Origin of the sequence: Halovalidus salilacus (assembly GCF_031852275.1) — an archaeon.
Taxonomy (GTDB): Archaea; Halobacteriota; Halobacteria; order Halobacteriales; family Natrialbaceae; genus Halovalidus; species Halovalidus salilacus.
On the sequence record NZ_CP134700.1, the window covers coordinates 1717158 to 1739989 of the forward strand.

At 64.5% G+C, this 22832-nt stretch carries 20 protein-coding genes; 12 read left to right on the top strand and 8 right to left on the bottom strand.

From position 1 onward, the window contains the following. The first annotated feature begins 223 nt into the window (after positions 1–223). The 4 genes from RJT68_RS08440 (at position 224) to RJT68_RS08455 (ending at position 4785) form a co-directional block, all read left to right on the top strand. Positions 224–1033, top strand: a complete 810-nt coding sequence (locus RJT68_RS08440) for a DUF7344 domain-containing protein (RefSeq protein ID WP_407039917.1) — start codon at positions 224–226, stop codon at positions 1031–1033. A 133-nt stretch (positions 1034–1166) separates the two neighbouring features. Beyond that, positions 1167–2003, top strand: a complete 837-nt coding sequence (locus tag RJT68_RS08445; protein WP_407039918.1) for an MBL fold metallo-hydrolase — start codon at positions 1167–1169, stop codon at positions 2001–2003. 73 nt (positions 2004–2076) lie between these two features. Next, entirely contained in the window at positions 2077–3750 is a 1674-nt protein-coding gene (locus RJT68_RS08450) for an AAA family ATPase (RefSeq protein WP_407039919.1), read from the top strand. Positions 3751–3855: 105 nt separating this feature from the next. Then, positions 3856–4785, top strand: coding sequence for a hypothetical protein (locus tag RJT68_RS08455; protein WP_407039920.1), 930 nt, complete (start codon positions 3856–3858; stop codon positions 4783–4785). Between the two features lie 699 nt (positions 4786–5484). On the opposite strand, the gene RJT68_RS08460 is transcribed toward RJT68_RS08455, so the two are convergent. The 5 genes from RJT68_RS08460 to RJT68_RS08480 form a co-directional block, all read right to left on the bottom strand. After that, a complete protein-coding gene (locus tag RJT68_RS08460) occupies positions 5485–6543 on the bottom strand; it encodes a tyrosine-type recombinase/integrase (RefSeq protein ID WP_407039921.1) in 1059 nt (352 codons plus the stop codon). Continuing rightward, positions 6536–6958 carry a DUF5805 domain-containing protein gene (locus RJT68_RS08465; RefSeq protein WP_407039922.1) on the bottom strand — a complete coding sequence of 141 codons (423 nt, stop codon included), beginning with the start codon at positions 6956–6958 and terminating at the stop codon, positions 6536–6538. The genes RJT68_RS08460 and RJT68_RS08465 overlap by 8 nt, the downstream gene beginning before the upstream one ends. A gap of 1516 nt (positions 6959–8474) precedes the next feature. After that, complete coding sequence (locus RJT68_RS08470) at positions 8475–10097, bottom strand: PH domain-containing protein (RefSeq protein ID WP_407039923.1); 1623 nt, start codon at positions 10095–10097, stop codon at positions 8475–8477. A gap of 2 nt (positions 10098–10099) precedes the next feature. Beyond that, on the bottom strand, positions 10100–10588 hold the full coding sequence (locus tag RJT68_RS08475) for a PH domain-containing protein (protein ID WP_407039924.1): 489 nt from the start codon (positions 10586–10588) through the stop codon (positions 10100–10102). A gap of 154 nt (positions 10589–10742) precedes the next feature. Then, a complete protein-coding gene (locus RJT68_RS08480; protein WP_407039925.1) occupies positions 10743–10976 on the bottom strand; it encodes a transcriptional regulator in 234 nt (77 codons plus the stop codon). A 302-nt stretch (positions 10977–11278) separates the two neighbouring features. Between RJT68_RS08480 and RJT68_RS08485 the strand changes: the two genes are divergently transcribed. Continuing rightward, complete coding sequence (locus RJT68_RS08485) at positions 11279–11950, top strand: enoyl-CoA hydratase/isomerase family protein (RefSeq protein WP_407039926.1); 672 nt, start codon at positions 11279–11281, stop codon at positions 11948–11950. A gap of 35 nt (positions 11951–11985) precedes the next feature. Here the strand turns inward: RJT68_RS08485 and RJT68_RS08490 are convergent, their stop codons facing one another. Beyond that, entirely contained in the window at positions 11986–13401 is a 1416-nt protein-coding gene (locus RJT68_RS08490) for a class II fumarate hydratase (protein WP_407039927.1), read from the bottom strand. Between the two features lie 635 nt (positions 13402–14036). On the opposite strand from RJT68_RS08490, the gene RJT68_RS08495 reads away from it, so the two are divergent. The 4 genes from RJT68_RS08495 to RJT68_RS08510 are packed head-to-tail and all read left to right on the top strand — an operon-like array spanning position 14037 to position 18475. Further along, positions 14037–15311, top strand: coding sequence for an ABC transporter substrate-binding protein (locus RJT68_RS08495; protein WP_407039928.1), 1275 nt, complete (start codon positions 14037–14039; stop codon positions 15309–15311). 16 nt (positions 15312–15327) lie between these two features. Then, positions 15328–16299 (top strand): carbohydrate ABC transporter permease, encoded by a 972-nt coding sequence (locus RJT68_RS08500; protein WP_407039929.1) that lies wholly within the window; start codon positions 15328–15330, stop codon positions 16297–16299. After that, complete coding sequence (locus RJT68_RS08505; protein WP_407039930.1) at positions 16296–17219, top strand: carbohydrate ABC transporter permease; 924 nt, start codon at positions 16296–16298, stop codon at positions 17217–17219. The genes RJT68_RS08500 and RJT68_RS08505 overlap by 4 nt, the downstream gene beginning before the upstream one ends. Positions 17220–17266: 47 nt before the next feature. Further along, positions 17267–18475 (top strand): ABC transporter ATP-binding protein, encoded by a 1209-nt coding sequence (locus tag RJT68_RS08510; RefSeq protein ID WP_407039931.1) that lies wholly within the window; start codon positions 17267–17269, stop codon positions 18473–18475. An 89-nt stretch (positions 18476–18564) separates the two neighbouring features. Here the strand turns inward: RJT68_RS08510 and RJT68_RS08515 are convergent, their stop codons facing one another. After that, the gene (locus RJT68_RS08515; protein ID WP_407039932.1) at positions 18565–19278 is read right to left on the bottom strand and encodes a DUF4013 domain-containing protein; all 714 of its coding nucleotides are present in this window, start codon (positions 19276–19278) and stop codon (positions 18565–18567) included. 150 nt (positions 19279–19428) lie between these two features. Next, entirely contained in the window at positions 19429–19683 is a 255-nt protein-coding gene (locus RJT68_RS08520; protein WP_407039933.1) for a BolA family protein, read from the bottom strand. Between the two features lie 149 nt (positions 19684–19832). Here RJT68_RS08520 and RJT68_RS08525 point away from each other — a divergent pair, with 149 nt between their 5' ends. The 3 genes from RJT68_RS08525 to RJT68_RS08535 all read left to right on the top strand — a co-directional run bounded on the left by RJT68_RS08525 (position 19833) and on the right by RJT68_RS08535 (position 22820). Then, positions 19833–20333, top strand: coding sequence for a DUF7523 family protein (locus tag RJT68_RS08525; RefSeq protein ID WP_407039934.1), 501 nt, complete (start codon positions 19833–19835; stop codon positions 20331–20333). 104 nt (positions 20334–20437) lie between these two features. Next, positions 20438–21961 carry a cysteine--tRNA ligase gene (gene cysS, locus RJT68_RS08530; RefSeq protein WP_407039935.1) on the top strand — a complete coding sequence of 508 codons (1524 nt, stop codon included), beginning with the start codon at positions 20438–20440 and terminating at the stop codon, positions 21959–21961. A gap of 151 nt (positions 21962–22112) precedes the next feature. Next, on the top strand, positions 22113–22820 hold the full coding sequence (locus tag RJT68_RS08535; protein ID WP_407039936.1) for a DUF6517 family protein: 708 nt from the start codon (positions 22113–22115) through the stop codon (positions 22818–22820). Positions 22821–22832 lie beyond the last annotated feature (12 nt).

Sequence of the window (22832 nt, forward strand, 5' to 3'; positions counted from 1 at the left end):
AGGGCAGTCGCGTGCTTCGACGACTCGTGGCGGACGGGGAATCGATCCGACTGGCACCCCGTCGGGATGCATCCGAGACCGTCACTAGATACGTACTATTCCCAGTACGACCGCGTTTCGACTGTCATTCGATGGATACATTCGGGAAAAAAGTAATAAAAATTCAAATAAACTGCGTGATTTGGAGCAGACCTTAACCCGGAAGCGCTCTGAGAAAGGAGTAATGGGAACCACAGACGTCAGCGGGAATCAGACGCGAGGTCGGTCGCGAGACGTCCTCTTCCGGGCGCTCTCCAATTCGGACCGGCGAGCCATCATCGACATCGTCCGCGATCGATCCCCGGACGGGATCGAGAAAGCCGAACTTGCTGCCCGGTTCGCGACAGTAACCGCCGATGAACCCGACGGGGCGGCGTCCGGCGACGAACGTGACCAGGCGCGAATCGCGCTCGAACACCGTCACCTCCCGCAACTCCTCGACGCCGGATTACTCGTTGAGACGAATTCGGGAGCGATCGAGACCGCGGATCACTGGGCGTTCGAGGACTCGTCGGTCATCGACGCGATCACGGATCGATCGGCCGAGGTTCAGTCGGAGCTCGACGTGCTGTTCGGTGCGCTCGCGGACAACAGACGCCGCGCGATGCTCTCCGTCCTCGAGCCTCGAGCGGGCGAACGCAGCGTCGAAACCCTCGCGCGAGACGTGGCGGCCTACGAATCCTCGCCGAGCGAATCCGTCGAACCGAGCGACGTCGAGCGCGTCGAGGCCTCTCTCGTTCACGTCCACCTCCCGATGCTGGCGCACGCGGGCGTGATCGACTTCGACGTCGATGCGAACCGGATCTCGTACGCCGACCACCCGGTGCTTCGCAGGGAGTGGCTCGGCGCCGACGCCACCACCGCGTCCACGAACGCGGGCGACGACCGATCGTCCGACCGCACCGGATTCGACGGATCGAGCCGACCGAGCAGACCAGACGACTGGCGTGCGCGGATCGCCTCGACCGTCGCACAGCTCGCTTCGTCCCGCTGATCGCCACGGTTCCGTTTTTTCCCGATTCCCGTTTAAACACCCTCGAGCGACGGCGAGCCGACGCCGTCCGATCGAAGAGGTCGGGCTCTCGCGGACGAAAACACTTACCCGGTCGCTCCGCGCACGGTCGAGTATGCCCATCGAGAGCGACTGGGGAGACTGGCTCGTTCGCGACGTCGAGACGGCAGAACCCGATGGCGTGGCGATCTGGTACCTCGGCTGTAACGGGTTCGTCGTGAAGGGATCCGGGGGAACGACTGTCTTCATCGACCCCTACGTCGGTCTCGGCAGTCCGCCGCGAACCGTTCGTATGATCCCGGTTCCGTTCGATCCGACCGACGTCACGGACGCCGACGCCGTTCTCGCGACCCACGAACACACCGATCACGTCCACGGTGAGAGTCAGGCGCCCATCCTCGAGAACGCCGGGGCGACTTTATACGCGCCGGACGACAGCCTCGCGGTCGCCCTCGAGGAGGAGTCGTGGACCGACGAGTGGGCCGTCTCCGAGGATCAGTTCACCGAAGTCGAGGAGGGCGACTCGTTCGAGATCGGCGAGTTCACCGTCCACGTCGAGGACGCCAACGACGCCGACGCGACCCACCCCGTGAGTTACGTCCTCGAGCACGAGGCTGGCACGTTCTTCCACGGCGGCGATACGAAACCGTCCGACGAGTTCCACCGGATCGGCGAGACGTACGACATCGACCTGGGCGCGCTCGCGTTCGGGACCGTCGGGATGATCCCCGACAAGGAGACCCGCGAGCCGAAGCGCACGCGCTGGTACAACGACGAGAACCAGATCGTCGAGGCCGCCGCCGCGCTCCGTCTCGATCGGCTCCTCCCGAGCCACTGGGACATGTGGAAGGGGCTCACCGCGGACCCGACGGTCTTACACCACCACGCCAGGGGGTTCGACTATCCCCGGCGACTCGAACTCGTGGAGATCGGGGATCGGACGGATATTTGACCGATCCGACGGCGATTGGGCTCGGGTCGGATGCCCGTACAATTTATATCAGTGGTAAATCAACGTTGGCTTCATGAGTAGCACGGCCGATACGGACGAGGTGGTTGAGGTCGCGACGGACGGGGTGACCGTCAGGAAGTCGTTCACAGCCGACGAGTTTCCCGTCCCGGCGATCCGGTTCGGGATCGAGACGGACCGGGACGAACCGGTCCAGTTTCGACTCGCAGAGGACATCCCAGAGTCGTTCCCGATGGACAGCGTCGGCTTCCACCCGGATTACTACAGCGATCAGTGGACCGCCTTCCAGGATAACCACGTCGAGTTCACCGGCACCGTCTCTCCCGACGAGTCGCTGGTGACGGTGTACGGGATTCGGATCGACGACGAGAGCGAAGCCGAGGCGTTCCTCGGCGAACCCGAGATCCGAAACGTCCGGGGCGTCGGCGATCCGGCGACCGAACCGGAGTCCGAGGCGGAGACGGTCGACGACACGATGATCGACGACATCATCCCCGAGGATCGAAATCAGGTCGTCAAGGACATGCTGTCGGGCGCGTCGGAGTCGGTTCCGGGCCTCGACGCCGAGTCCGCGTCCGACGAGGACGCGGACGATAGTGTCGGCGACGCGGAGGAGGCCGAAGCGTCCGACGATGAAGTCACCGAAGCCGACGGCGAGGAGGTCACCGAAGCCGACGGCGAGGAGGTCACCGAAGCCGACGACGAGGCCGTGGCCGCAGCGAGCGAAGCCGGGTCGGTCGACGACAGCGACGAAGCGGGAGACGAAGAGGGTGCCGACGAGGAATCGATTTTCAACGACGAATCCGACGGCCTCGACCTTGACCTCGAGGGCGTCGACACCGAGCCGGTCGAGACGTCAGGAGACGATCAGGAGGACGAAGGGGACGTGCCGGAGATCGAACTGGACTTCGGCGAAGAGGAGATTCCGGACGAGCCCGAGTTCGAGGACGAACCCAAGATCGAACTCGACCTCGAGGCGGCCGCGTCCGTCGTCGACGATGCCGACGAAGAGGATGCCTCCGAAGCCGTCGACGGCTCGGCCGACGTCGATGACGACGGGCTCGGCGACGACGCACCCGGCGTCGACGACGTGTCCACTGCGCCCGGTTCCGAAGAGGCTCCTCCCGCCGACGTCACCGCGGGCGAACCGGACTCCGCCGAACCGGTCGCCGTCGAGGACGTCGCCTCCCGGTTAGCGGACGAAATTCGTGCGGGCGACGTCGCCGACGACGACCTCGAGACGATCCGCTCGGCGCTCGGGGTCGACGCGGAACCTTCGGCGTCGGAGCTGGCGAAACTCGACCACCTCCAGGGTCGCGTCGAGGAGGTCGCCGCCTACACGACCGCGCTCGAGGAGTTCCTCGACGAGAACGGGACGGCTCGACAGCTCCTCGAGGAGGTCCAGACCGGTCTGGAGGACGTCGAAGCCGACCTCGGGTCCGTCGACGACCGCGTCGAACGGGTCGAAAGCGACGTGGAGGCGCTCGACGAGCGGGCCACCGTCACGGAGGACGAACTCGCCGAGACGGTCGAACGGGTGGACGACCTCGAGGCGGAGGTAGACGAGGGCCTCGACGCGGTCGGCGGTGACGTCGCCGACCTCCAGGAGGACATCGACGACGTCGAATCGTCCGTTGACGACCTCGAGGAGGAACTCGAGGACGTCCGCGAGGACGTGACTGACATCGTGGAGTGGCGCGACCAGCTCGGTTCGATGTTCTCGGACTAAGGCGATCGACCCGACCGACGGACTCGGCTCTCGTTTTCCGCTCGGCCACTCGCGCGATCGACGAAAGCGTAACTCGTTTACCCGTCGGCGGAAGACTCCACGTCGATGGGTGAGACGATCCCGATCGCGATTCCGCGCAAGGGGCGCCCGCTCGAGTCGGTGCTCGACCGCATCGCCCGGCGCCTCGACGCGACCGATCTCGCAGACGACGTCACGTCGACGCTTCGCCACGAAAAAGCCCTCACGAAGGGGCGACTCGAGGCCGACGAGGACGTCTACCATCGTCTCGCCGAGTACAGCACCGTCGACGATCCGACCGAACCGGAGTACACCCTCCTGCGTGACGACCGCGCCGGGAAGCCACGACGGATCGTCTTCGACAGCGTCACCATCCCGCTCGAGGGAGTCGACGGCGCTCCCGACGGAACGGAAGTCCACTTGATCGGTCGGGAGGAACCCTTCCGCGCGCTCCGCACGCACGAGTTCGCGCTCGGATTCGACAGCGCCGACCTCGTCCTCGAAGAGGTGGTCGAACTCCGACCGGAGCCCCTCGACCGCATCGAGGACGTCAACGCTCGTATCGACCCGACGGACACCGACGTTCGCGTGGTCACCGGCCTCGGCGATACGGTTTACCACACCCTGATGGCCACTCCCGAGGTCGCTCCGCAATCGGTGACGATCGACCGATCGTTCCTCGAGGGCTACGAGGGCCCGCTGTGTATCGTCCCGCGGTACGAGCGGTTGGTCCAGGCGGTTCTGGGAACGAGGACGTTGGACGGCGTCGAGTTCCGCTACCCCCCGGAGGGCGTCGAGGAGGAGGCGGCGATCGCCGAAACCGGCGTCGGCGTCTACCTCACGATGACCGGATCGACCGCTCGAGAGCACGGCCTCCTGCTCGGCGACGAACTGTTCCCGAGCGAGACCGTCCTCATGGAGAACACGGCGGAGGGTACCCGGACGACCGAGGCCGTCCGGGCGCTGCTGGCGAACGGTCCCGAGGAGACGGCACTCGCGGTCGAACCCGACCCCTGATCATCGTCGCTCGAGTCGTCGCGGTCTCTTTGTTGCGGTCCGAAGCGGTATCCGTCGACTACTGCAGGTAGCCAGCGGAGTTCAGAGTCACACCGATCGTGCGAAGCCGCGCGTCCGGTCCGAAGGCGTCCGATTTCGAGCAAAATCGGGAGTACGATCTCGACCCCCATTACGTATAGCGATATGCGATTTATGAGTCCGATATGCGCCGCCGGAATCGTGCAAACGGCTATTACCATTCGCATTGGATAATCGCTCTTCCGGCGAAAACTACGATTTATCGCGGGCGCTGCGACGGTGGTCGGGCCGGTGTTGCAGTTCGACAACTCCGCTACCGAGTCCGATATCGTTCGACCGCTGTCCGCATTCGGTCCCTATCGTGGCATCCGATTCGTTCGGCGGCCGTCCCGAGTGGCGGTTTCGACGCCGACGGTCGGCGAGGGCCACTGCGAGAACAAGCGGGACGCTGTCCGGCCGTCGACACGAAAAAAGACGGCTAGGACCGCGCGACCGAGTCATAGGATTCTGTCTGCGAGCACCTCGAATCGATTCCGCGGGGCTGTCCAGGTGGGTGCCTTCACCCCAGGGGTAACGCGTTCAACGGCTCACCGTCGAGACCGCGTCCCCAATATTGCGACCGCCGACCCCGACGAGGCGGTGAACACGGCGTTCGGACTCGAGTCGCTCCGCGGAGCGGCGTTACGTCGAGAGGGTGTAGATGTGCTCGAGGTACGTGTCGCGGACTCTGTCGCCCCAGTTATGGGTGTAAGTGTCGATGACGTCGCTCGCGACGTCTCCGCGGAGATACTGGACGATACCCCGATCCCCCGTTCGGTCCCTGAGGTGGGTCGTGAAGAAGTGCCGGAAGTAGTGCGGGGTCACGTTTTCCGCGGCGCCGCCCCCGGTCCTGTACCAGCCGTTTTCGCGGGCGTATCCCTCGACGATGTGGTGGATCGTGTCGGGCGTGAGCCGACGGCCCCACCGTTCGACGGTGCCGAGGAAGACGGGTCCGTACGGGTTCGACGACGGCGTATCCGGTCGAATTGCGAGCCAGCGGACGAGCGCTTCCTTCAGCTCCTCGTCGATGGGAATCACCGTCTCCCGCTTTCGTTTGTTCGACGCCGTTCGGATCTCACCGCCGGATTCGCGGCCGTAGCTGTGTTCGGCGGAGACGAAGATCGAATCCGGACGGCCGGCGATGTGCGCCCGCGGTTGCCAGGTCTGTGCCTCGTGATCGAGGTTGAGGTCGATCAGATCGAGGTTACACAGTTCGCCAGATCGCATCCCGGTTTTCAACAGCGTGAGCACGAGGGCCCGATGCAACGGGTGGCCAATGTCGTCGACGAACGACCGCATTTCGGGGAGCGTGACGTCCCTACGCGAGGGATTCGACTCGATCGACTCGTTCATCTCCTCGAGGACGACCGTCATCGGGTTCTCCTCCGTGTGCCCGACCCGCTCGAGGTAGCTGTAAAATCGATTGAGGTACGACGCGTACGTCGCGACGGTGCTCTCGGAGTGAGTGGCCCGAAGTTCGTGCACCCAGGCCATACAGTCCCGGTAGGTCGCCTCCGTCGGGCCCTTTTCGAACCGATCGGCGAGAAACGCGGCGTAATCGGTCAGCACGCGACGATACGCCGTCGCTGTGCGTTCGTTTCGACCGTGATACTCGATGTCCTGGAGGAAGTACTCGACGGGATCCGGCCCTCCACCTCGGTTTTCCGCGTCGGTATCCGTCGCGTTCTCGCCCTCACTCATCGTTCACCAGCACGTACCCGCCGTCTCGACCGCTGTACCTGATTCGATTCTCGGCCTGCAGGCGCCCCAGTGCGTCGTCGAGTTCTTCTTCGACGTCGTCGATCAGGGCGTCGACGAGGTCCTCCCAGTCGAGGGCACCTTCGTGCTCGAGAACGTCGAGGATGCGGTCGTCGAAGCCGTTCTCGGCGGGTTCGTTCCGTCCGGCCTCCGGTGTCGACCCGGCGGATCCCTCGGCGGCCAAGTCGGAACTGCTCGACTCGCTCGAGGGAACGTCGAAGTCCGCCCGACCGGCCTGGACCATGGTGCGGACGAACTCGCTCCGGCTCATCTCGAGTCGATCGGCGTGGTCACTCCACAGGTCCTTTTGGTATCGTGGCACGTACGTCTTCACGACGACGCTCTCTTCGTCGGACATATCCGGGCCATCACACCCGGCAACCATCAATCTATCCCAAACTCACAAATAAGGGCATTTATTTTCGAATTCAGACCCGCTTTCGGCGCCACGGACCAACATTATTTGTGAATGCAAACAGGTGAAACACCTCTTCGGGGGACTGGATACACAAATAATATAGGCGCCCGACCACCCAGGTTGTTTACCAGCCACTGAAGCGGAAATATATTTACCGGGTTTTCGGGGCCTATACCCTGGGGGTTACGGCTTCAGAACGGGTCCGCTCGAGCGGCGATCGCTTGAGCTGGACGAGTCACCGAGCGGATACGTTGTGGAGTAGTTGCCCGCGTGGTAGGGCTACGACGCCGAAGTGGGTCGGGGGAGGTACTTCGTTCGTTCTCGAGCGTACTCGGCTCGACAGTGGCGATCAATCCGTTCGATCCCCACGTTGGCGGAATCCCTCGGAGGCGAATCATCCGGGTCGGCCGCAACGACCGGACACATGGAACCGAGTGCCGCGGGGGTCGTTGGACGGGGGCCGGTGAGTGACGACGAACGCTCGGGTCCTGAGCTGGACGTGCATCGTTTCGACGCCCTTTACGAATGCCTCCGAAGTGCCCTGCGATCGCAATTCTCGACGAGATTCTGGTCGGCATCGGCTGCAGACGTATCGAAGTACCTCGAGGCGGAGCGGTTCCGTCAGCGGGACATCGCTATCGAGACTGTCGAATTCCACATCGTGAAGGAAATCCCAGTGAGAACCCGAGGTAGCTCGTGACTGCTGCTCACGTCCGACCGGGACATACGCTTTCAGGTTGGACGCCCTCAGACGCCGTGTATCGGCGTCTAGGCGACTACACACGACGGAGCCCCGATGGATCGAACGGTCGAGAAATCGTTACTGGAGGGCGTCCTCGCGGGCTCTCGATCCATGAACTTGCCGGAATCAGCGCTGTGGCTCTCCGTAATCTCGTTTACGGACAGTACGCGGAAATCCAGTCATCTGATACCCTCCATGACCGGACTGATGGAATGAAAGTGAGAAGCGGGTGTTAAACGGCGGTTTCGATTTCCCACGGAGATACGGGCAGGAGTCCACCGAAACGCAGAATTCGGTTAGAACACACCGTCACGACCTCGTTGCTCGGCGACGAAGATCGCGTCTCGAACGACCGTTGGAATACAGTACGAGAAGAATGTGAGGCGTTCCAGTGTCGTGTCCGTTCGTCGACCGTCCTCTGTTCTCACCGAATTCGAGGTCTAGCCGACCGACGAGCTCCCCTGATCGAGAACTCCGTTCTCGTTGGTGATTACTGTTGACCACGTTGCGGTGTCCGAACGCGGTCGAATAAACTAGATATCGCTATATCTAAGATCGCCCCGGTGGGATGCCGACTCCGTCGCTTTCGACGGGCTACTCGAACGCCGAACTCGAGCAGTGTACGGCTTCACGGGGCGGATCGAACGCGCGTACTTCCGTCCACATTCGACGCACCGATAGGGAAACCCGAGGGTCTCAGCGACGCAAAACGGGTTACGATCGATCGTCGCCGAAGGGATACTCGTCGGCGTCGTCCTCGGACGCCTCGGTGTGATCGACCGATCGATCGTCGACGGACCGACGCCGTTTTCGCTCGAGAAGTCGCTTTTGCAGTCGATCGTTGATCGTCTCCTGAACCTCGAGACCGCGAGTGGCGTCGACGTCGTAGACGGTTCCGGCGCGACCGAAGAACGTGGCCGAACTGGCGGTGTCGGCGGTCACGCTCGCGAGGTGTCGGCGTCGCTGGAATATCGACTGGGAGTGGATGGCCGCCTGGACGCGGTAGTAGGGGACGACCTTCGTAGTTCGGCGCCAGAAGCCGGTTCTGGCCAGGAGGTACCGGTCTTCGAGCCTGTACCCGCGACTTCTCCACTTCAGGTGGGCGGCAACGGGGACCGCGACGATCGCGAGGCCGATCGCATACCAGGCGTCGAAATCGACGAACTCGGCGTATCGAGCGATCAGGTATCCACCGCCGACGAGGAGTCCCACGAGCAGCGTATACCGGACGGCGTATCGTTCGCGCGCCCGTGCGGGAAGCCCCTCGAGGTCGACGCCTTCGAAGGGCTCGATCGACCGGGCGAGTGCGAGGACACGATCGCGGTCGGCCAGCGGAATCGCCGACTCCGTCCCGCGAGAGTCCGACTGACCGGGGGCGTATCCCGCCGTCTCGACGGCCAGCGACGCGTACCCGAACCATCGCATCGGGACGGGTTCGGCGATGGTCACCGTCTGCACCTTCTCGAGCGGGATGGTGCCGCTGTAGCGCTGCAAGAGCCCGCGCTCGTAGTAGAGTCCGTCGTCGACCCGCGTGAGGCGGAACCCGTAGTAGCGGGTAAACGTCAGGCCCGCGCTCAGGATCCAGGCGGCCAGCAGGAACAGGAACACGGCGGCGGCGAGGGTGCTGAGGCCGGAGCCGAGAACGTCGAGTCCGACCAGATCGATCGGGAGTATCGTCGTCGGGTCGAACCCGCTCGCGAACGAGAGGGCGATCCCTCCGAGGATGCTCGCCCCCGAATCGATCGTGAACACGCTCAGGATCGCCAGTTCTTTCGGCGCAATCTCGAACAGGAGTTCCTCGTCCTCCGATTCCGATCGCTCGCGCTCTTTCGCGGCTCTCTCCGATCGCGCTCCGGTCTCGGCGTTCGGCTCCGGTTCCGCGTTCGCCTCCGACCTCGGTCCCTCGCGAAGGCGTCGTCGCAGCCGTTTTGCTTCCGTTTCGGAGACGTATTCGAGGGTCACCTCGGTCTCTCCGCCACCAGCGGTCTCGACGTGGACGGCGGCGATATCGAGCAGTCGCTGGACGACGTTCTGCCTGATATCGACGTTCTGGACGCGCCGGAGCGGGACCTCGCGGTCGCGCCGCGAGAGAACGCCGGAGATCACGTCGAAGGTGTCGTCGGTGACGCGGTACTTGAAACGCTTGTAGTAGGCGAACTCGTAGACGGCGCCGACGAGGATCCCGACGAGGACCATCGCTCCGACGGCGAAGAGGTCAGTGCCGCCGTCGCCGGGAGAGACGCCCACGCCGACGACGAAGAACAGGAACCCGGTGTTGAGACTGCGCGAGGACGAGCGGACGATCACCGACAACGGGTGGAGCGAGTTCCAGGTCATGCTCAGACGGCGTCCTCGCCCTCGCTCTCGATGGCGAGCGCCCGTAAGCGATCCTGGAGGCGTTCGGCGCGATCCGGACTCAGGCCGGGGATCGCGACGTCGGCGCTGCGCGACCCCGCGGTGTAGACGACGACGGTGGCGAGACCGACGGTTCGCTCGAGCGGCGACCGCCTCGAGTCGACGTGCTGAACGCGGACGAACGGGACGACCGTCTTGACCCGCGTGAACACGCCCCGTTCGATGTAGAGGGCGTCGTCCCGCAGTTCGAACCGCCAGATCCGATATCGAAGGAGCGCACCCGCGAGATGCGCGACCAGGTACGCGGCGCCCAACGCGATCGCCGCCGGGACGATGACCTGCGGCGTGGAGCCGAGCAGTTCCCGCGAGCGGACGATCGTCGCCCCGCCGACGAGGATAGCAGCCGCGATCGCTCCCCGGACGAGCGCCGCCACCAGCCAGACGAGGCGAACTCGGGGATCCAGTCGTTCCATATCCGAAGGAAGATCAAGGGAGAAATAAAAGGTCGGAAAGCGGATGCGCGCACTGGCTGGGACCGATCCAGTGCATGGGGAATTCGGTTCGATTCGAACGTGTGCCGGGACGGAATCGCTCCGATCGCGTCGCCCTCGAGCGCCCGCTCGCCGGTCAGTGCGTCGCCGTGCGGAGGTCGGCTACGTTGTAGATGTCCTTCTGCAGCCCTTCTCCCTCGCACTCCTCGTTCGGACACTCGTAGTGCCAGCCGTCCTGCGTGGCGTCGCGCTCGCGGAACCGGTCGCCACAGACGTGACAGATGAGTTGTCCTTTCTTGCACGCGTCTCGGTGCAGCTCGAGCGCAAGGGCAGTCTGAAACGACTGGTTGCAGTTGCGACAGGTGTGCATATTTCGTCTGACGCGAGCATCCGTAAAAACTGCTTGGGTTCTTTTATTCCGCCAGCATCGCCTGTGATTCGGCGCCGCTGCGTCGATTTACGTCCGACTGATCGGGAAGAAAGACGTATCCGATCACCGGTTTACTCGAGATCGAGTTTTCCAGTTCGTGTCAGGTCGGGCGATCGGTATCGGGGGACCGATCGTCGGTCGCGTCGGCGTCGGTATGCAGAATGGCTTTCTGACAGTTTCTCGCAACCGGGATCGAGTCAGTATTCGAACACGCTTTTCACCGTCCACGGTGACGGTGGCGTATGCCATCGACCCGACTCGTGGACGCGACCGTCGCCGACGGCATCGCGACGGTTCGATTGAACAGGCCCGAGAAACTGAACGCCGTCACCCTCGAATCGCTTGCGAAACTGCGAGACGCGCTCGTCGGCCTGTCGGAGAACGCGGAAGGCGACGAGGCGATCGGCGGACTCGTGGTCGCGGGGGCCGGCGACGTCACCTGCGCCGGAATGGACAGGGACGTCGTCGCGGATCCCGACTACGACGAGAAATACGGCGACGATGTCGCCCGGTTGACGTCCGAGGTCTACGACTTCCTCACTTCGCGGCCGTACCCGACCGTGGTCGCTGCTCGCGGCGCGCTCATCGGCATCGGCTTCATCCTCTCGCTGCGGTGTGACTTCCTCGTCCTCGGCGAGGAGACGACACTCTCGCTGCCCGAGGTTCAGTTCGGTATCGCCGCCACCCACACGATCCCGCACCTCGAGGCGGTGGTCGGGACGCGGGTCGCGACGGAGATCGCCCTCGCCGGCGAGCCGATTCCGCCGGTGCGGGCCCTGGAACTCGGACTCGCCAATCGGGTCGTGCCGAACGACGAGGTCGAGGAGGCGGCGACGGAACTCGTCGAGACGATCGCGGCCCACGACGCCCACGTCGTTCGAGAACTGAAAGCGGCGACGTCGTCGCCGGAGTAGAACGGAACGGGATCGGGTCGGTTTCCTGACGCTCCTCAGTGGTCCTGCCCGAGGATGCCGCGCTCGGTCATCGCGCGGGGGTCGAGCACCTCGTCGGCCTCCTCCTCGGTGAGGTAGCCCTTCTCGAGGGCGACCTCGCGGACCGTCTTCCCCTCCTTGAGCGCCGTCTTGGCGACCTCGCTGGCCTTGTCGTAGCCGATGTGGACGTTGAGCGACGTCGCGAGCGCCATCGACTGTTCGACCTGCTCGGCGCAGTACTCCTCGTTGGCCTCGAGTTTGGCGACGAACCGCTCGGCGAAGACCTCGCTCGCGTTCGAGATGAGTTCGGCCGACTGGAGGAAGTTGTGTGCGAGGACGGGCTTGTAGAGGTTGAGGTCGATCTGCCCCTCCGCCGCCCCGGCGGCGACGGCGGCGTCGTTGCCGACGACCTGTTTGTGGACCTGATTGACGGCCTCGGCGACCACCGGGTTGATCTTCCCGGGCATGATCGACGAGCCGGGTTGGTTCTCCGGCTGTTCGATCTCGCCGAGTCCGTTACGCGGGCCGGAGGCCAGCAGTCGGAGGTCGTTGGCGATCTTGTTGAGCGAGCCCGCGACGACGCGCAGGGCCCCGTGGGCTTCTGACATCGCGTCGTGGGCGGCCTGCGCCTCGAAGTGGTCGTCGGCCTCTCGGAACTGGACGCCGGTCTCCTTCGTGATGTACTCGGCGGCGCGACCGGGGAACTCGGGGTGGGTGTTCAGGCCCGTCCCGGTCGCGGTACCCCCGAGGGCGAGTTCCGAGAGGTGCTCGCGCGCCTTGTCGACGCGCGAGAGCCCCTTCTCGATCTGGGTGCGGTAGCCGCCGAACTCCTGACCCAGGGTGACCGGCGTCGCGTCCTGGAGGTGCGTTCGGCCCGTCTTGACGACGTCGTCGAACTCTTCCTCCTTCTCCTCGAGCGCCTCCCGGAGGGTGTCGAGGGCGGGGATGACGTCCTTTTCGACGGCCTCGAGGGCGGAGACGTGCATCGCGGTCGGAATGACGTCGTTGCTCGATTGGCCGTAGTTGACGTGGTCGTTGGGGTGGACGACGCGGTCGCCGACCTCCGCGCCCATGAGCTCTGCGGCGCGGTTGGCGATGACCTCGTTCGCGTTCATATTGGAGGAGGTGCCGGAGCCGGTCTGGAAGACGTCGACCGGGAACTGGTCGTCGTGCTCGCCGGCGATGACCTCGTCGGCGGCCTCGATGATCGCCTCGGCGACGTCGTCGTCGACGAGTCCGAGGTCACGGTTGGCCTGGGCGGCGCCCTTCTTCACGACGCCGAGGGCCCGGACGAACCGCCGACCGAAGGTGATCCCCGAGATGGGGAAGTTCTGGATCGCCCGCTGGGTCTGGGCGCCCCAGTAGGCGTCCGCCGGGACCTGCATCTCGCCGAGGCTGTCCTCCTCGATACGGAACTCGTCTTCGGTTGCCATACGCGGACGGTCACGGGCTGTCAGGTAAAATCCACCGAAAGGGGCGCGTCCCCGGTCCGACCTCGTTCTCGAGTGTGCCGCGTGCGGGACCGGGGCGGACGCGATAGCGGCTAGGTGCCACCCTTCGGTTCCGGACGGTCTCGAGAGTCCGAACCAGAGTACGACGATGGCGTAGCACACGAAGTGCCGTCGTGATTTTTCTAGTTCTAACGCGTGTACGCAATCAGTGCGTCTCGCTCGGCGTCGCCGAGCGACGATGGTGGCGGCGTTAAACCCTTCTAAAGCTGGTGGATGCCTGCTTCGGTCGGCGGAGCGGTGATCGGTAAGTGGCGACCGTGACGAGGAAGCAGAGTCGACGGTCACGGGCAAGCCCGTCGGAGTAAGCGTTTAGGTCCGTTCCGATGAGTCCGCAGTGGACGGCGCGAGGGAGTGCTCGCGGTGCCGTCGATCTGCGATCGTGCTATAATCTCGAGTGAGCGACCGACCGTTTCGGTCACCCTCTCCACATAATCCGGCGAATTTATTAGTTTGCCGGCGAACTAAACGAGACAGTGAATAAATAATTAACTCATATAGTAATTAATGATTAGTAACTATTAAGTATATGGTCTACTGTAGTTCCCCTGTGGTGTACAATGACTGACAAGGGAACGACTTCTCGGAGGACGATACTGAAGGGTGCCGGACTTGCAGGGACCACGAGTCTCGTTGCACTGGCCGGCTGTACCGGCGGCGGAGGGGGTAACGGCGGCACGCTCGAGGTGCTGCACGGGTGGACCGGCGGTGACGGCGCTGATGCTGCCGACGCCCTCTTCTCGGCGTTCGAAGAAGAACACTCCGACATCGAGTTCGACGAGGAACCGATCGGGGGCGGCGGTAACGAGAGCCTCGATCAGACCGTCGCAAACCGCCTGCAGGGCGGCGACCCGCCGAGTTCGTTCGCCGGATGGCCCGGCTCGAACCTCGAGCAGTACGAGGGTGTCCTCGGCGATATCGAGTCCGAAGTCTGGGACGAAGCCGATCTGAAAGACGCACACGTCGAGGAGGCCGTCGAACTCTGTGAGTACGACGGTGCTTTCTCGGCGGTACCGATCGGTTCCCATCGGTTGAACGACCTCTTTTACAACGTATCGGTCGTCGAAGACGCCGGGGTCGACCCGGACTCCATCGACAGCGTCGACGCCCTCGTCGACGCCCTCGACGCCGTCGAGTCCGAAACCGACGCCACGCCCATGGGATTCGCGCTCGAACCGTGGAGCATTCTACAGACCTGGGCCCAGACGATGCTCAGTGTGAACGGGTACGACGCCTACATGAGTTTCATCGAGGGCGACGGTGACGAGGAGGCCGTCCGGTCGACGTTCGAGGCGCTCGAGGAAATCCTCGACAACTACATCAACGACGACGCGACGGACGTCGACTTCACCGAGATTAACCAGGAGTTCATGGACGAGGGCGTCGCGTTCGTCCACGAAGGCAACTGGTCCGCGGGCGCGTACATTACCGAAGAGTACGAGTACGGCGAAGAGTGGGATGCCATCCGATTCCCCGGTACCGAGGACCTCTACACGCTTCACATCGACTCGTTCATTTATCCCGGCGATAACCCGACTCCCGACGAGTCGGCACAGTGGCTCCGATTCGTCGGGAGCGAGGAGGCGCAAGTCGCGTTCAATCAGTACAAGGGATCGATTCCGACGTTGAAAGACGTGTCCACCGACGAGTTCAACCAGTACCTCGTCGACACGATCGAAGACTTCAACGAAGCCTCGGAGAAGCCACCGACGCTCGCCCACGGGCTGGCCGTCGAACAGGGAATTCAATCCGATCTCGAGGGTGCGTTGAACGACCACTTCGCAGACCCATTCGACGTGGATGCTGCGACGGATGGTTTCATGAACGCGTTCTAACCACCTCGTCAACTTTATGAGAAACGTATTAGATATCCTTCGTAGCTTCTGGCAAGCGGGAGACGCCAGAACCGACGGCGGTGTGGCGGACGGTCGGTCCTCGAGTCGGCGATGGTTGGATAGCGACTTCGTTCAGTCCGCACCCTTCTGGTTACCCCCCTTCCTCCTGATGGGCTTTTTCGTCTACGCCGCGATCGGGTGGAACTTTTTGCTCTCGTTGACGGACTTCTCCGGGTTCGGCACACCCGACTACGCAAACCTGAGCCTACGGAATTACTGGGCGATGGTACAGGATCCGCAGATCTGGTCGGCGACGCGGAACACGTTCGTGTTGCTGGTCGCCTTCACCCTCACGTGCCTCGTCGTCGGGCTCGTGTTAGCCCTCTTGCTCGATCGGGAGATCCGCTTCGGGAGGACGTTTCGAACGGTCTACCTCCTGCCGTTTGCACTGTCGTTCATCGTTACGGCACAGTTCTGGCGCTGGATGTACAACGTCGACAACGGGATCATCAACGAGTTCATCGGTGTGTTCGGACTCGGACCGTACAGCTGGCTGGGAAGCCCTCGACTCGTCCTCGGGTCTGTTATATTCGCGCTGGTCTGGCAGTTCAGCGGGTACACGATGATCATCTACCTCGCCGCGTTGCGGTCGATCCCGAAAGACCAGTACGAGGCGGCGCGCGTCGACGGTGCGAGTACGGTGCGGATGTACTGGCGAGTCATCGTGCCACAGCTCCGTCCGGCTATGGTCAGCGCGTCTGTCGTCCTCATGCTGTTCGCGCTGAAGGCGTTCGACTTCCTGTACGCGATATCCGGCGGGTACAGGCCCCGACGTGGCGCAGACATCCTCGCCACCAAGATGGTCCGCGAAGCGTTTGGAACGAACGAGTGGGCGTACGGTTCTGCGATCGCGATCGCGCTATTCGTACTCTCACTCGCCGTGATCACACCGTACCTGTACAACCAATACAAGCGAGGTAACCTATGAGCGAACAGACGATAACGACCGAACCGTCCGCGGAACGAAGCGTAATCCAGTCGATTTCCGTTTGGCGGGTTGCGCTGTACGCGGCGTTGGGCGGTCTCGTGGTGTTCTACTTGATCCCCATCGAAACGGGTCTGGTCACGTCGATTAAGACCTCCGAAGCCGTCAGGACTACGTTACCGTTTGTCCCTCCGGGTCCCGGAGGGGCCACGGCGGAGAAATGGCAGTACGCGTTCGAGTCCCTCGGCCGGGGGATGGTGAACAGCGTCCTGTTCACGATCCCGTCGACGATTCTCTGTGCAGTTCTGGGAAGTACGGCCGCGTACGGACTGACCCTCGTGAAGTGGCGCGGACAGATCGCAGTTCTGGCGCTGTTCATTGCGGGCATCTTCGTCCCGTACCAGGCCGTGATCGTCCCTCTCTTCCAGTTCTGGAGCCAGATCGTCCAGTTCGACCAGCGACTGGCGTTCATTTGGGCGTTACCGATGCTGTCGGAACATCACGCGACCATCCTGGAACTGATAATTACGCACACCGCCTACGGCGTCCCGATCTGTACATTGCTGTTCCGTTCCCAGTACAAGACGATGTCGTGGGAGATGATCGAGGCGGCCAGACTCGACGGCGCGTCCGTCTGGCGGATCTACCGTCGCATCGTCCTCCCGCTATCGGTGCCGATGTTCGCGGTCGTGTTCATCTTCCAGTTTACACAGATCTGGAACGAGTTCCTGTTCTCGCTGACGCTCATCGGAAGCGTCAGCGATCCCGCCGCGTCCGCGATGCTGATCCTGTCGGGTCTCGGAGAAGCGCTCGAGGGCGTCGACTATCCGCTTCGAATGGCCGGGGCGTTCGTGACGGCCCTGCCGACACTGCTCGTCTACGTGCTGTTCGCGGACAAGTTCGCCGAAGGGGTGCGAGTATGACCGACGAACGAGCTACGTATCGACCACGAACACGGAGGCCCTAACCGATGGCACGAACACAACTCGACGACGTAACGAAAGTATTCACCGACGACGACGGGAGCGACATCGTCGCCGTCGACGACGTATCGATCGACATCGCGGACGGGGAGTTCCTCGTCCTCGTCGGACCGTCCGGCTGCGGCAAGTCGACGACCCTGCGGATGATCGCCGGCCTCGAGTCGATCACCGGCGGCGAGATCCGCCTCGACGGCCGGCTGATCAACGACGTGCCCGCGAAGGACAGGGACATCGCGATGGTGTTCCAGTCCTACGCGCTCTACCCGCACATGACCGTCAAGGAGAACATGTCGTTCGGGCTCGAGGAGTCCACCGACCTCTCCGAGGACGAGATCTCCGCCCGGGTCGAGAAGACGGCGCAGATGATGGGTATCGGCGACCTGCTCGATCGGACCCCCGGAGAACTCTCCGGCGGACAGCAACAGCGGGTGGCCCTCGGCCGTGCGATCGTCCGCGAGCCGGCGGTGTTTCTGATGGACGAACCGCTCTCGAACCTCGACGCGAAGCTTCGCGCGCAGATGCGAACGGAGCTCCAGCACCTCCAGGAGGAACTGGGGACCACGACGGTGTACGTCACCCACGACCAGACGGAGGCGATGACGATGGGCGATCGCATCGCGATCCTCAACGACGGGGAACTCCAGCAGGTCGGCACCCCGCTCGAGTGCTATCACGAACCCGCGAACCTGTTCGTCGCAGACTTCATCGGGGAGCCGGCGATGAACTTCATCGAGGTGACCCGCCGCGAAGGCGACGGCGACGGCGCCGTCCTCGTGGGCGACCGCCTCGAGTACCGCGTGTCGGCCGACATCGCCGAGGCGACCGAGGGACGGTCCGACCTCGTTCTGGGCGTGCGCCCGGAGGACATCGAGATCGAGTTCGACCAGGAGGCCGAGCAACGGGTGAACGGTCACGAGGTGTCCGCGACGATCACCGTCGTCGAACCGACCGGCGACGAGAACATCGTCTACCTCTCGCTCGACGACGAGGAGGGGGTGTCGGTGACCGAGAGGGTCGACGGCGACGTGAGCGACACGATCATCGCCACGGTCGACGGGATGACCAGGGTGGAATCCGACGATCGCGTCGCCGCCCACATCCCCGAAGACGCCATCCACGTGTTCGATGCAGAGAGCGGTGACGCCCTGCACAACCGCCGGGTGGACGCGACCGAACCGCGGATAGAGAACGTCTAAGTCGAAGCCGACGGTTTTCGGCCGACTTCGTCCCGACTGCGGTGTCGTTCCTCGCGGTGCTCACCGCCCGTCGGACCTTGATCCTCGGGCTACGTCGACGATCGAACGTTGTCCACGGTAGACGCTCGAGCGTAGGCCACGCCGACCGCTCGCGTTCCTGCGACGACGAGGTAGGCCGCAGCCACGGCGGCGAGCAGTCCGAACGCGTCGCCGCGGCTGACGGTCGTGACGACGAGCCACGTCGCGAGGACGACCAGAGAGAAGCCCACCGTCCACCGCAGGAAGTACGCTGGATCGGTCGCCACGGGGACGATGGCGTCGGCGTCGGCCGCAGCGCGCACCCGGCCGGCGGAGGCGACGGCGGCCAGCGCGATCGGGTACACGTACGCACAGGCGGCGAAAAACAGGATCGACGCCGTCGACGGGACGAGCGTGAGCACCCTCGTCGACCCACCGACCGCGGGTCCTTCGGTCATCGCGGTCACCGAGAGCGCGAGCAGGACGATCGGTGGGAGGAGGAACCCGATCGACACCGCGAACGATCTGAGGCCGAACCGGAGGGCGGATCGCACCGACGCCGACGACCCTCGCGCGCCCGGAACGAGCACCAGCGTCGCGGTTCCGAGGAGGGCGACGACGCCCAGCAGCGCGATCAGTGCGGGAACGACCGCGAGCGAGGACGGGGCGAGCACCGCCGCGTACCGCACGCCGACGGCGGTGGCGACGACCGAGACGACGCTCCCGCGCAGCGCCGCCCGGCCGATTTCGTCGCCCGCGGGGTAGCTGAGCGCGTCACCGAGCATGTCCGCCTCCGGCGAGGCGTCCCCGTTCGTCGGCTCCTTCCGAATCCATGTGCGCCGTGTGGTGCGGTCCCGGCAAAAGTCTCGCGATCTGGTCACCGGCTCGAGGGTGCCGTCCCCGGTCGACGCGTTCGATTCCCGGCCCCCGCGGTCTCACTCCTCGAGGTCCGCGTACTCCTCGGGCGTGTACGTCGACAGTTCGAGGGCGTGGATGTCGGTCGTCATGTGCTCGCCGAGGGCGTCGTAGACGGTCTGGTGTTGCTGGACAAGCGGGAGTCCCTCGAACGCGGGGGAGACGACCGTCGCTGCGAGGTGATCGTCGTCGTCGTGGTGGCGCGCCCGCTCGACGGTCGCCTCGGCGTCCTCGAGGTTCGATTCGATGAGTTCTTCGACCGCTTCCGGCTTCATGTGCGGAGATTGGTCGCTCGAGGCAAAAGCGACGCGGTCCCGGTCGATTCGCGCGAACGTCTCGTCTCCCGCGTCGACTCGAGGGACGGTGCGATTCGCCGGCGACCCGCATCGGCGACTTTTTACCGTTCGACCGCCCCGTCGGACACATGTCCCTCGCAGCAGCGACCCGCCGGGCCGTCGACGAGCACCCGTTCCTCGTCGCCGCGTTACGGGCCGACGTGGTCAACTACACCGCCGCCGCCCGGTTCCTCGAGGTCGACGGGGAGACCGAGGCCGTCGCGACCGCCCTCCGCCGATACGCGGCGGACCTCCCCCACTACGAAACCGAATCGGCCGACGTCCGGGTGGCGATGCGAAGCGGCGTCGGCCCCGTCGAGAATCCGGCGGACGCAGTCGTGCTGGTCGGCGACGCGGCGCTCGGCCAGGCCGGCTGCGAGCACACCGGTCTGCTCGCCACTGGCGACGTCGGCACGCGCGAACTGGTCACCGCCCTCGAGGCGCTCCACCTCGAGGGGATCGAACCGGTCGCCGCCGGGGTCGCGGACGGTGCGATGACGATCGTCGTGGGACGTCGCGACGGAGCGAACGCGCTCCGGGCGATCGAGGATGCGCTCGAGGCGGTCCCGGTCGGCGTCGGGGAGCGGTGACGGTGCTCGAGCGGGGGTGGGGTCCGTGGCGGGACCGGACGAACCGAATTCGGACTCGTACGGCATCCAACGCTTTAACTTCGACCCGCTAGTAGGAATCCGTAATGACCCTGCACGTGACGAACACGTTGACGGGCGAGACGGAGCCGTTCGAGCCGCAGGACCCCGAGAACGTTCTGCTCTACTACTGCGGCCTGACGGTTTCGGACCCGCCCCACCTCGGCCACGCCCGGTCGTGGGTTCACGTGGACGTGATGCACCGCTGGCTCGAGCACCTGGGCTACGACGTCCGCCACGTCGAGAACTTCACCGACGTGAACGAGAAGATCGTCGCCCGCGTGGGCGAGGGCGACCTCGGCGAGAGCGAACCGGAAGTCGCTCGCTCCTACATCGATCGAACCCTCTCGGACATGCGTGCGCTCAACCTCCTCCGGGCGGAGGTCTACCCCCGCGTCTCGGAGCACGTCCCCGAGATCGTCGACCTGATCGAGACGCTGGTCGAGAAGGGCTACGCCTACGAGTCCAACGGCTCGGTCTACTTCGACGTGACCCGGTTCGACGACTACGGCAAGCTCTCGAACCAGGATCTCGAGGAGATCGAATCCCAGGGCGACCCCGACGAGCGCTCGGAGAAGCGCCACCCCGCCGACTTCGCGCTCTGGAAGGCAGGCGACGTCGATCCTGACGCCGTTCGCGAGCACCGCCACGAGGGGGTCGACCACGGCGGCGACCCCCCCGAGGGGCAGACCTGGGACTCCCCGTGGGGTGAGGGCCGTCCGGGGTGGCACATCGAGTGCTCGGCGATGAGCATGACCCACCTCGGGGAGACGCTCGACCTCCACGTCGGCGGCCGGGACCTCGTCTTCCCCCACCACGAGAACGAGATCGCCCAGTCCGAGGCGGCGACGGATCGGGAGTTCGCGAAGTACTGGCTCCACTGCGAACTGTTCCAGATGGACGACGAGAAGATGTCATCGAGCCTCGGCAACTTCGTCACCGTCTCCGACGCCGTCGACCAGTGGGGGACGAACGTCCTCCGGACGTTCCTCACCGCCGGGTCGTACAACAGTAAACAGCTCTACAGCGACGAGACGATCGCCGAGGCCGAGGAGCGGTGGGAACGCCTCGAGCGCGCCCACGAGGCCGGCGTCGAAGCCCTCGACTCCCCCGACGCGGCCACGAAGGTCGGAGACGAGGACCTCCGAGACAGCGTCTCGGAGGCGCGATCGACGTTCGAGGAGGCGATGAACGACGACTTCAACACGCGCGAGGCCCAGTCGGCGCTACTGTCGATCGCTTCCGCGATCAACCGCCACGTGGACGGCGGAAGCGAACCCGACGGCGAGGGCTCGGTCGGCGAGCGGTACGACTATCGCGGCCTCCGGGAGGCCGTCGACGCGCTCGAGGTACTGGGCGACGTGCTCGGCCTCTCGTTCGTCGGCGACACGACCGGGACGGCCGAGTTGGCCGGCGACGTCGTCGAACTGGTCCTCGACGTGCGAGAGCGCGAGCGCCAGGCGGGCAACTACGAGCGGGCGGACGACCTCCGCGACGAACTCGAGGCCCTCGGGATCGAGGTGCAGGATACGGACGCGGGACCGTCGTACAGGCTTTCGTCGGGACGGTAACCAGGCGGGTCCATCTCGTCGGCGCTCCGTCCGCTATCGTGGACGCTCGTCTCACTCTCCGGTTTACTGTTATCTCCCAGTGGTGTTTGTTTTCAAGGAAGAACAACGATTCATGAAGCTTATGTTGGATACGGGTCTCGAGTCGTACGATATGAATCGCAGATCGTTCGTCGCGGCGCTCGCGGTCGGCAGCGTCGGTTCGCTTGCCGGGTGTTCGGAGTTCCTGGCGGAGGCGACCACCTTTTCGGCGTCCCCGGCGACCGTCTCGGCCGAGGCGCTCGAGTCGGCCGGCTACGAGTACGAGGGGACCGAAGAACTGGTCGAGTCGAAGGAGGTCGCCGGACGGGAGGTCGAGGCGACGAACTACATCAGCGAGTTCTCCCGCGACATCGACCTCGGTCCGCTCGAGATCGATACGGGGGACGCGAAGGCGGGGGTCTTCGCCGTGGTCACGACGCCCAAGGTCTCGGTCGCGGGGAAGAATTTTAATCCGATCGGCGAGATGAGCAACGAGGAGGTCGTCGAACTCGTTCAGGATCAGTACGAGCGACTCTCCGTCGACGGCTCGAGCGGCGAACGCGAGGTCGACGCGTTCGGGAAACCGATCGACGTCGAGACGTTCGAAGGGGAGGCGACGCTCGCGGGCGAGCAGGGCGTCGACGTCCTGATCGACGTGAGCAAACCCGACCACGACGACGACCACCTCGTACTCCTGGGCGTCTACCCGGACCGCGTCCCCGAGGAAGCCGACCGCATCGACACCCTGATCGAGGGGCTCGAGCACGGCGACGACGTGGACGTGGATATCGACGGTGCGGACGAGGACGAGGAGGGCGAGGGGAACGAATCGGACGAGTGAGGGGTGAGGGGT

What these genes read in the sequence shown, in the direction of transcription:
- RJT68_RS08485 (WP_407039926.1), top strand. Translation starts at nt 11,279, where the DNA reads ATGCCATCGACCCGACTCGTGGACGCGACCGTCGCCGACGGCATCGCG.
- RJT68_RS08520 (WP_407039933.1), bottom strand. Translation starts at nt 19,683, where the DNA reads ATGAAGCCGGAAGCGGTCGAAGAACTCATCGAATCGAACCTCGAGGAC.
- RJT68_RS08500 (WP_407039929.1), top strand. Translation starts at nt 15,328, where the DNA reads ATGAGAAACGTATTAGATATCCTTCGTAGCTTCTGGCAAGCGGGAGAC.
- RJT68_RS08465 (WP_407039922.1), bottom strand. Translation starts at nt 6,958, where the DNA reads ATGTCCGACGAAGAGAGCGTCGTCGTGAAGACGTACGTGCCACGATAC.
- RJT68_RS08490 (WP_407039927.1), bottom strand. Translation starts at nt 13,401, where the DNA reads ATGGCAACCGAAGACGAGTTCCGTATCGAGGAGGACAGCCTCGGCGAG.
- RJT68_RS08480 (WP_407039925.1), bottom strand. Translation starts at nt 10,976, where the DNA reads ATGCACACCTGTCGCAACTGCAACCAGTCGTTTCAGACTGCCCTTGCG.
- RJT68_RS08450 (WP_407039919.1), top strand. Translation starts at nt 2,077, where the DNA reads ATGAGTAGCACGGCCGATACGGACGAGGTGGTTGAGGTCGCGACGGAC.
- RJT68_RS08515 (WP_407039932.1), bottom strand. Translation starts at nt 19,278, where the DNA reads ATGCTCGGTGACGCGCTCAGCTACCCCGCGGGCGACGAAATCGGCCGG.
- RJT68_RS08510 (WP_407039931.1), top strand. Translation starts at nt 17,267, where the DNA reads ATGGCACGAACACAACTCGACGACGTAACGAAAGTATTCACCGACGAC.
- RJT68_RS08525 (WP_407039934.1), top strand. Translation starts at nt 19,833, where the DNA reads ATGTCCCTCGCAGCAGCGACCCGCCGGGCCGTCGACGAGCACCCGTTC.
- RJT68_RS08470 (WP_407039923.1), bottom strand. Translation starts at nt 10,097, where the DNA reads ATGACCTGGAACTCGCTCCACCCGTTGTCGGTGATCGTCCGCTCGTCC.
- cysS (WP_407039935.1), top strand. Translation starts at nt 20,438, where the DNA reads ATGACCCTGCACGTGACGAACACGTTGACGGGCGAGACGGAGCCGTTC.
- RJT68_RS08460 (WP_407039921.1), bottom strand. Translation starts at nt 6,543, where the DNA reads ATGAGTGAGGGCGAGAACGCGACGGATACCGACGCGGAAAACCGAGGT.
- RJT68_RS08445 (WP_407039918.1), top strand. Translation starts at nt 1,167, where the DNA reads ATGCCCATCGAGAGCGACTGGGGAGACTGGCTCGTTCGCGACGTCGAG.
- RJT68_RS08475 (WP_407039924.1), bottom strand. Translation starts at nt 10,588, where the DNA reads ATGGAACGACTGGATCCCCGAGTTCGCCTCGTCTGGCTGGTGGCGGCG.
- RJT68_RS08535 (WP_407039936.1), top strand. Translation starts at nt 22,113, where the DNA reads ATGAATCGCAGATCGTTCGTCGCGGCGCTCGCGGTCGGCAGCGTCGGT.
- RJT68_RS08440 (WP_407039917.1), top strand. Translation starts at nt 224, where the DNA reads ATGGGAACCACAGACGTCAGCGGGAATCAGACGCGAGGTCGGTCGCGA.
- RJT68_RS08455 (WP_407039920.1), top strand. Translation starts at nt 3,856, where the DNA reads ATGGGTGAGACGATCCCGATCGCGATTCCGCGCAAGGGGCGCCCGCTC.
- RJT68_RS08495 (WP_407039928.1), top strand. Translation starts at nt 14,037, where the DNA reads ATGACTGACAAGGGAACGACTTCTCGGAGGACGATACTGAAGGGTGCC.
- RJT68_RS08505 (WP_407039930.1), top strand. Translation starts at nt 16,296, where the DNA reads ATGAGCGAACAGACGATAACGACCGAACCGTCCGCGGAACGAAGCGTA.